The organism is Roseovarius sp. MMSF_3359, from assembly GCF_030733385.1.
GTDB lineage: Bacteria > Pseudomonadota > Alphaproteobacteria > Rhodobacterales > Rhodobacteraceae > Roseovarius.
Genome location: NZ_JASHJC010000033.1, coordinates 1 through 8,347, shown reverse-complemented (window position 1 = coordinate 8,347; position 8,347 = coordinate 1). Strand labels below are relative to the sequence as shown.

9 protein-coding genes are annotated in these 8,347 nt (G+C 62.2%); 8 read left to right on the top strand and 1 reads right to left on the bottom strand.

Annotated features, from left to right (window positions below):
* Positions 1-447, bottom strand: a 447-nt coding sequence (gene ccmI, locus RBB29_RS22225; RefSeq protein WP_306121227.1) for a c-type cytochrome biogenesis protein CcmI, incomplete at its 3' end; no start/stop codon positions are given.
* A 215-nt stretch (positions 448-662) separates the two neighbouring features.
* Here ccmI and RBB29_RS22220 point away from each other — a divergent pair.
* The 8 genes from RBB29_RS22220 to RBB29_RS22340 all read left to right on the top strand — a co-directional run.
* Positions 663-1,907 (top strand): sarcosine oxidase subunit beta family protein, encoded by a 1,245-nt coding sequence (locus RBB29_RS22220; protein ID WP_306116685.1) that lies wholly within the window; start codon positions 663-665, stop codon positions 1,905-1,907.
* A 169-nt stretch (positions 1,908-2,076) separates the two neighbouring features.
* Positions 2,077-2,346, top strand: a complete 270-nt coding sequence (locus tag RBB29_RS22215) for a hypothetical protein (protein WP_306116686.1) — start codon at positions 2,077-2,079, stop codon at positions 2,344-2,346.
* Between the two features lie 150 nt (positions 2,347-2,496).
* Entirely contained in the window at positions 2,497-2,703 is a 207-nt protein-coding gene (locus tag RBB29_RS22210; protein WP_306116687.1) for a hypothetical protein, read from the top strand.
* A 93-nt stretch (positions 2,704-2,796) separates the two neighbouring features.
* Entirely contained in the window at positions 2,797-3,126 is a 330-nt protein-coding gene (locus RBB29_RS22205) for a sarcosine oxidase subunit delta (RefSeq protein WP_306116688.1), read from the top strand.
* Positions 3,123-6,161 carry a sarcosine oxidase subunit alpha family protein gene (locus RBB29_RS22200; RefSeq protein ID WP_306116689.1) on the top strand — a complete coding sequence of 1,013 codons (3,039 nt, stop codon included), beginning with the start codon at positions 3,123-3,125 and terminating at the stop codon, positions 6,159-6,161. The genes RBB29_RS22205 and RBB29_RS22200 overlap by 4 nt, the downstream gene beginning before the upstream one ends.
* Positions 6,154-6,723 (top strand): sarcosine oxidase subunit gamma, encoded by a 570-nt coding sequence (locus RBB29_RS22195; protein WP_306116690.1) that lies wholly within the window; start codon positions 6,154-6,156, stop codon positions 6,721-6,723. Before RBB29_RS22200 ends, RBB29_RS22195 begins: the two co-directional genes overlap by 8 nt.
* Positions 6,724-7,408: 685 nt before the next feature.
* A complete protein-coding gene (locus RBB29_RS22190; protein ID WP_306116691.1) occupies positions 7,409-8,008 on the top strand; it encodes a superoxide dismutase in 600 nt (199 codons plus the stop codon).
* Positions 8,009-8,209: 201 nt separating this feature from the next.
* The coding region (locus RBB29_RS22340; protein ID WP_371931543.1) for a Fe-Mn family superoxide dismutase at positions 8,210-8,347 on the top strand (138 nt) is incomplete at its 3' end.

Sequence of the window (8,347 nt, the reverse complement as noted above, 5' to 3'; positions counted from 1 at the left end):
GGCCTCTGCCTCGGCCTCCGCCTGGCTCAACCGTTCGGCCCGGGCCTGGTCCGAGGCGGCAATGCGCGCCTCAAGCGGCAGATCGGGATAGCCCGGCGCACCGATCTGTCCGTAAAGCGCCAGCGCCCCCCCGAGCATCAGCGCGATCAGCGCAACGGCCACGACGGCAGATCCCTTGCCGCTCTGGCCGGAGGGGGCCTGTTGCGCCCGCATCTGCGCATCGGCGGCCAGAAGGCGACGCGACACCTCGGTGCGCACCCTTTCGGCCTCGGCTTCGGGGATCACACCGCGGGCCAGATCCCGGTCCACCTCTTTCAACTGATCGCGGTAGACCTGCATGTCATAGGCGGCCTGCGGCACGGCCTCCGCGCGGCCCCGAAGGAGCGTGAGTGCCAACACCGCACCGACCCCGATCGATAGTGAGGCTATGATGATCCAGAAACCCATGATGTCTCCTCGACTTCCTCATCATGTAGCCGCGCGCCCCTTGGGAAAAAAGGCCAAACACGCTGCAGGCCCCCTTCGAAACCAGCGCCATGATGCCGCAATGTCGCGATTTCGATGTTTTGTGCCGCCGTCAGAGTGCTTTTGCGCCACGATTAGGCGCATTACAGCCCCAACCCGCTGCCAATTGCGAATCCACCCCGAACCCGAGAGTGCGCATGAAACGTTATTCCGCTTTTGCCGTCGCCCGCGAGGCCGCCCGTTTCCACATGGGATGGGAGCGCGCCTGGGCATCGCCCGAGCCGAAACCGAAATACGACGTCATCATCATCGGCGCGGGTGGGCATGGTCTGGCCACCGCCTATTATCTCGGCAAGAATTTCGGCATCACCAATGTTGCGGTGCTGGAAAAGGGCTGGCTGGGCGGCGGCAATACCGGGCGGAACACCACGATCATCCGCTCGAACTATCTGCAGGATCCCTCCGCCGCGATCTACGAAAAGGCCCGCTCGCTCTACGAGACGATGAGCCAGGACCTGAACTACAACGTGATGTTCTCGCCCCGTGGCGTAATCATGCTGGCCCAGACCGAACATGAGGTGCGCGGCTACAAGCGCACGGCCCATGCCAACGCGCTGCAAGGGGTCAAGACCGAGTTCATTACCCCCGCGCGGGTCAAGGAAATTGTGCCGATCATCAATCTCGACGGGCCGCGTTACCCGGTGTTGGGTGGTCTCTGGCAGGCGCGCGGCGGCACCGCACGTCACGATGCGGTGGCCTGGGGCTATGCGCGGGCGTGCTCGGACATGGGCATGCACATCATCCAGAAATGCGAAGTCACCAGCGTCCGGACCGAGGGCGGCAAAGTCATCGGCGTGACCACCAACAAGGGCGATATCGACTGCAACAAGCTCGGCATGGTCGCCGCGGGCAATGCGGGGCACGTGGCGGGGATGGCCGGTTTCCGGCTTCCGGTCGAATCCGTGGCGCTGCAGGCGCTGGTCAGCGAGCCGATCAAGCCTTGCATGGATTGCGTCGTCATGGCCAACACTGTGCATGGCTACATGAGCCAGTCCGACAAGGGTGAAATGGTCATCGGTGGCGGCACGGATGGCTTCAACAACTACACCCAGCGGGGTAGTTTCCACCATATTGAGGAAACCGTGCGCGCGCTGGTCGAAACCTTCCCGATGGTCGCGCGCCTCAAGATGCTGCGGCAATGGGGCGGGATCGTGGATGTGACCGGTGACCGCTCGCCCATCATAGGCACCACGCCGGTCGAGGGCATTTTCATCAACTGCGGCTGGGGCACTGGCGGCTTCAAGGCAATCCCGGGCTCCGGCTGGGGCTTTGCCGAGTTGATGGCCAAGGGCCACTCACCCCTGACCGAGGCGTTCGGCCTCAACCGGTTCTACGAAGGCCGTTTCATCGACGAAAGCGTCGCCGCCGGGGTGGCCCACTAATGTGCGTCCCCTCTGCTCCTGCCATGCATGCGCTTCGGGCGGATACCAGCCGAGGCAGAGCCGCCGGATTCGCGGGGTTTGGCCGGTTTGAGCCGGGGATTTCCGCTTATTCTTCTCAACCACAGGCTGCGTCCCCATCCTTGTTTGTGCAAGGAAAGGAGACGATCCAATGTCAAACTACGATCAGTGGCGCGACACGCATAACTTCTCGCGCGGTGCAATTGACACCGGCAGCACCGGCTCGGGCCTGCTTTGGCTCTTTGTCGCTGTGGCTGCCCTTGGGGTGCTTGTGCTTGTCGGCTCTCTCGGCGGCGGCTCGACCGCTGTCCAACATCCGGGCGGTGCAGGCGCTGAGCCTGTCATCGCCCCGGCTGAACCCGAAGCCGGTGCAACAAGCTCAACCGGCGGCGAAGCTGCCGGCACAGTACCAATCGAATAACACCAAAACTCACGGACACGCCTTGGGCGGGGGCCATGCGGTACCCGCCCTTGGCGTGTCTTTCCAAGATGCGGTCCAGGTGATTTGCCGGAACTTTTTTCGGGCCACCGACGTTCAGATGATGAAACCTACGCAAAACGGAGGATCGTCATGTCTGACCAATCGCAAACCACGTCCGGTTCCAGCAGCAATATGCTCGCCTTCATCGTCGGCGCACTCGTCGTCGCGGTCGGTGTGCTCGGCTGGATTGTCTATGGCGGCGGTGACCTTGATGGCAGCGATGATGTCACCATCTCGATCGAAGGTGGCGGCGAAGCCGTCGAAGCCATCGAAGGTGCCGTCACCGGCGGCGAATAACACCACATCCACAAGATTCAGTTCGCGATCAGGGCGGCGCCTCCGGGCGTGCGCCCTTTTCGTCATGTTCAACGAGAAACGGGAGTGCGCATCATGCTGATCCTGACCTGCCCCTGTTGCGGCGTCACCGGCGAGGAAACCGAGTTTCACGCGGGCGGCGAGGCGCATATCAAGCGTTTTGGCCCCGGATCGTCCGAGGATGAGTTCCACGGCTATCTGTTCACCAAGGAAAACGCCAAAGGGGTTCATTTCGAACGCTGGCGGCACAACAATGGTTGCGGCAAGTGGTTCCACGCCGCCCGCTGCACCGTCACGCTCGAGGTTTTCGGCACCTATAGCGCCCAGACCTATGAGCCCCCGCAAGAGATCAAGGACAAAATCTCGGCCAAACGGCCGGGCTGGAGCTGGAGAGAGTTCGCATGAGCACACGTCTGGCCACGGGCGGCCGCCTTCTCAACAAGGACCGCGCGTATCAATTCACCTTCAACGGCAAACGCCTCAGCGGGTATGAGGGCGACACGCTCGCCTCGGCGCTCTTGGCCAACGATCAGATGCTGATCGGCCGGTCGTTCAAGTATCACCGTCCGCGGGGCGTGGTGGCCTCGGGCGCCGAAGAGCCCAACGGCATTGTCGGCCTCGGCGAGGGCGCGAAGTTCGAGCCCAACCAGCGGGTCACCACGACCGAGCTTTTCGATGGGCTGACCTGCGCCAGTCAGAACCACTGGCCCAGCCTCGAATTCGACGTGGGCGCGATCAACACCAAGCTCTCGCGCTTCTTGCCCGCGGGGTTCTATTACAAGACTTTCATCAGCCCGCGGCCATTCTGGAAACATGTCTACGAGCCGATTATCCGCAAATCCGCCGGTCTGGGCAAAGCGCCGAAGGACCGCGATCAGGATACGTATGAGCATTTCTACGCCTTCTTCGATGTGGTCGTCATCGGCGGCGGTGTTGCAGGGCTGCAGGCGGCGCTTGCCGCCGGGCAGGCGGGTGCCAAGGTTCTGCTGATGGAGCAGACTGCCCATTGGGGCGGGCGTGCCGTGGTCGATTGCCATGGCGTTAACGAAGGTGAAGAAAACGTTAACGGCACCCCTGTGGATAAGTTCGTGGACGAAATCGTCGCCGAGCTGGAAAAACTCGATAACGTGACGATGCGCACCCGGATGATGGGGGCAGGGGTCTATGACCACGGCTACCTCATCGGGTATGAACGGGTGACGGACCACCAGCCCGAACTTGATGGCCCCCGCCACCGCCTGTGGCGCATCCGCGCGGGGCAGATCGTTACCGCAACGGGTGCGATTGAACGTCCGCTCAGCTTTGCCGGGAATGATATCCCCGGCGTGCTTCTGGCCTCGGCCATTCGCGATTACGCGGTCAACTACGGCGTCTCGGTCGGCGATCGCACCGTGGTCGTGACCAATAACGACGATGCTTACCGTACGGCAATCACCCTTAAATCATTGGGCCTCGACGTCCCAGTGATCCTGGATGCGCGGGTTCTGCCCGAGGATAGCGCACTGATGGCGCAGGCCAAGGCGCTGGGCATCCGCGTGATGATGGGCCATGGCGTGGCCGCGGTGAAGGGTGGCAAGCGGGTCACCGGCGTCGAGGTCTGCTCGCAGGCCGGTGAAGGTGCGGTGCTTGAGACCATCGACTGCGATGCGGTGGCGATGTCGGGCGGCTGGTCGCCGGTTGTGCACCTCTGGTCGCATTGTGGCGGCAAGCTCCTCTGGAACAACGATTTTGCCATGTTCCAGCCCGATGTGGATAATCCGCCGCGCGGCGCCGATGGTGAGGGTTTCGTGATCCCCGCCGGGTCGGCCAACGGGGCGCTGGACCTGTCCGGTATTCTGGCCGATGCGGATGCCGCCGGGAAGGCCGCCGCCAAAGCCACGGGCCATAAGCCGGGCAAGGGCAAGGCCCCCTCGGTCCAAGGGATCACAGAGGCGCCGATGGCCGCGGTCTGGCTCATGCCGCAGGGGGCGGGCGTCAAGAAGCGGATGAAAGCCTGGCTCGACTATCAGAACGACGTGAAGGTCAGCGATGTGCAACTGGCCGCGCGCGAGGGTTTTGAGAGCGTCGAGCACGCCAAACGCTACACCACGCTCGGGATGGCCACGGATCAGGGCAAGTTGAGCAACATCAACGGCCTCGCGATCCTGTCGGATGCGCTGAACCAGCCGATCCCGCAGACCGGCACCACCACCTTCCGCCCGCCTTATACGCCGATTTCGCTCTCTGCGATTGCGGGTGAGGCGCGCGATGAGCGGTTCCAACCCATTCGCAAGACGCCGATCCATGCCTGGCACGAGGAAAATGGCGCGTTCTTCGAACCCGTCGGTCAGTGGCGGCGCCCGTACTGCTATCACAAGCCGGGTGAAAGCAACCACGACGCGGTCAAGCGCGAGATCAACCAGACCCGCGAGAGCCTCGGCCTGCTCGATGCCTCGACCCTGGGCAAGATCATCGTCAAGGGCCCAGATGCGGGCAAATTCCTCGACATGCTCTACACCAACATGATGTCGACGCTGAAACCGGGGCGCTGCCGCTATGGCCTCATGTGCAACGAAAACGGCTTCCTGATGGATGACGGCGTCGTGGCGCGGATCGACGAGGATACGTTCCTCTGCCACACCACCACCGGTGGGGCGGAATCGATCCACGGCCATATGGAAGAGTGGCTGCAGACCGAATGGTGGGACTGGAAAGTCTATACCGCCAACGTGACCGAGCAATATGCCCAGATCGCCGTGGTCGGCCCCAAGGCGCGCAAGACGCTGGAGAAGCTGACCGATGCCGATATCAGCGCCGATGCGCTGCCGTTCATGGCGTGGGCCGATATCACCATTGGTGACGGCATCCCGGCACGGGCCTACCGGATCTCTTTCTCGGGCGAGCTGAGTTACGAGATCGCCGTACCTGCCAGCCGGGGGCGTGAGTTCTGGGACCTGCTGTTGGCGGTGGGCGCCGAGGACGGCATCACGCCCTATGGCACCGAAGGGCTGCACGTGATGCGGGCCGAAAAGGGCTTCATCATGATCGGGGACGAAACCGATGGCACGGTGATCCCGCAGGACCTCAACATGCAGTGGGCGATTTCCAAGAAGAAGGACGACTATCTTGGCAAACGCGCGCAGGAGCGCAGCCATATGGCCGATCCGAACCGCTGGAAACTCGTGGGGCTTGAGACCGTCGATGGCTCGGTTCTGCCCGATGGCGCCTATTGCGTGGGCGAGGGTACGAACGAGAACGGTCAGAAGAACGTGCAGGGCCGCGTGACCTCGACCTACTATTCGCCGACGCTCGACAAGGGCATCGCGATGGGGCTGGTCCATAACGGGCCGGACCGCATGGGCGAGGTGATTGATTTTCCCAAGGTGGACGGCGCTGTCGTGAAAGCGAAAATCGTCGATCCCATCTTCTACGACAAGGACGGGGAGAAGCAGAATGTCTAATCCGGTCAGCGCGCTGCAGGGCGCATCCTTTGACGGTTTTGCCAAGGTCGAAGAGGCGGGTCTTTGCGGTATGATCACCCTGCGTGGTGATCTCGCCTCTGCCAAGGTCAAGAAGGCGGTGGTCAACGCGACCGGGACCGAGATGCCCGGGCAGCGGGAGGTCAAGGTCGCGGGCGAAAACGCCCTGGCCTGGATGTCGCCCGACGAATTGCTGGCTCTGGTGCCCTACGGTGAGGTGACGGACAAGATCGCAGCCATCGACAAGGCGCTTGCCGGGCAGCACTACCTGGCAGTCAACGTCTCGGACGCGCGCGCGGTGTTCCGCGTGTCGGGGACGGGTGTCCGCGAGGTGATTGCCAAACTGTCGCCCGTGGACCTGAGCGCCGATGCCTTCACCCCCGGCATGATCCGTCGGACCCGCATGGCGCAGGTCCCGGCAGCGTTCTGGATCGGAGAGGATGGCAGCGCCACGGTCATCTGCTTCCGCTCGGTCGCAGAGTATGTCTTCAACCTGCTCAAGGGCGCTGCCGCGCCGGGCAGCGAGGTCGGGTTGCTCGGCTGACTGCCCAGTGGTCTTCGCCGGGACCGCCGTCATTCGAGAGCGATCCCGGCAGAACTCCGGAACCGCAAGACCCCTGGCAAAACGCTTGACCGGCAAAGACCAGAGTAGCGCGCTGAAAGTCCTTGCAGGCAGCCCTTCGGTGCGAAAATCTGCATCCTGCCGGCGTTGTGAACGAAACTGCAGCTCGACTTTCACTTCTCGCGCGGAATCAAGGCGCGTAGCGCCGCCGCGTGATCGCCAGACCGCCCGCAAGGGCTGGCGATCTGGTGAGGCTACGCTCCGAATTGCGGTTTTTCGGATTTGGCAAAGATAAAGCGCGTTTGACGACGGTTGATCGCCATCCCGCGGTCTGGCAATCACACGGCTTTTGACCCAGGATGGAGATATCCACCTTAGGCTACAACGGACCATTCCCAAATCTGCCCTCCACCGTCTTGCCTGAAGTACTCCGTGTGGGGCTGGGCAGAGTCTCGATCGGTCGACGCCAACTTGCGGCGCAATCAAGGACTAATTTGCGTTCATTCCAGACCAAGGCGGATTAAGTGCTCAGCTCATCATCCCAGGCTAGTCCGAAGCCCACCTATTCCCGCTTGTGGGTGGAACCGGAAGAACGGGGTTGACGTTAACCCCATAGCCCTACCATGTAGGGCCATGGATTTTTGAACCAACGAACAGGGGGCCCAAAATGGCTTTTGAACTTCCCGATCTTCCTTATGCCCACGACGCGCTGGCCGATAACGGCATGTCGAAGGAGACGCTGGAGTACCATCATGATCTGCACCACAACGCCTATGTCACCAACGGCAACAAGGCCATTGAGGGCACCGAGTGGGAAGGTAAGTCGCTGGAAGAGATCATCGTCGGCACCTACGATGCGGGCGCGGTCGCGCAGTCGGGCATTTTCAACAACATCAGCCAACTTTGGAACCACAACCAGTTTTGGGAGATGATGGGGCCGGGCGCGTCGTCGATGCCGTCGGAACTTGAAAGCGCGCTCAAGGACAGCTTTGGCTCGGTCGATGAGTTCAAGTCGCAGTTCAGCGCTGCCGGTGCCGGCCAGTTCGGCTCGGGCTGGTGCTGGCTTGTGAAGGACAAGGATGGTGGCCTGAAAGTGACCAAGACCGAAAACGGCGTCAACCCGCTCTGCTTTGGTCAGACGGCACTGCTCGGCTGCGATGTGTGGGAACATTCCTACTACATCGACTTCCGCAACAAGCGCCCGGCCTACCTGACCAACTTCCTCGACAAACTGGTCAACTGGGAAAACGTCGCCTCACGAATGTGATCCCGATCGTTTTTGGCGAAGCTAACCCGTCAGCCCCATGGCTGGCGGGTCTCTTTTTTCACAAGTGTCAATGCCTGCATTGAGCCCATTGCGGACATTGGTCCCGCCCGGAATCAAGGTGCGCAGCACCGCCGGGCAGCGCCCGACCGCCCCATGGACGGGCGCTTCGTCAGCGTTTCAATCTCAACCATCGTTGGAGGTATGCGTCACCATAAAGTGCGATGCACCACCTGGGTGCGCCCACCCGCGGTCGGGCGATGCCCGGCACTGCTCGGCTGCGATGTGTGGGAACATTCCTACTACATCGACTTCCGCAACAAGCGCCCGGCCTACCTGACC

Excerpts from the sequence above, each read along its gene's own strand:
- RBB29_RS22195 (WP_306116690.1), top strand. The coding sequence starts at position 6,154 with ATGTCTAATCCGGTCAGCGCGCTGCAGGGCGCATCCTTTGACGGTTTT.
- RBB29_RS22190 (WP_306116691.1), top strand. The coding sequence starts at position 7,409 with ATGGCTTTTGAACTTCCCGATCTTCCTTATGCCCACGACGCGCTGGCC.
- RBB29_RS22205 (WP_306116688.1), top strand. The coding sequence starts at position 2,797 with ATGCTGATCCTGACCTGCCCCTGTTGCGGCGTCACCGGCGAGGAAACC.
- RBB29_RS22220 (WP_306116685.1), top strand. The coding sequence starts at position 663 with ATGAAACGTTATTCCGCTTTTGCCGTCGCCCGCGAGGCCGCCCGTTTC.
- RBB29_RS22215 (WP_306116686.1), top strand. The coding sequence starts at position 2,077 with ATGTCAAACTACGATCAGTGGCGCGACACGCATAACTTCTCGCGCGGT.
- RBB29_RS22200 (WP_306116689.1), top strand. The coding sequence starts at position 3,123 with ATGAGCACACGTCTGGCCACGGGCGGCCGCCTTCTCAACAAGGACCGC.
- RBB29_RS22210 (WP_306116687.1), top strand. The coding sequence starts at position 2,497 with ATGTCTGACCAATCGCAAACCACGTCCGGTTCCAGCAGCAATATGCTC.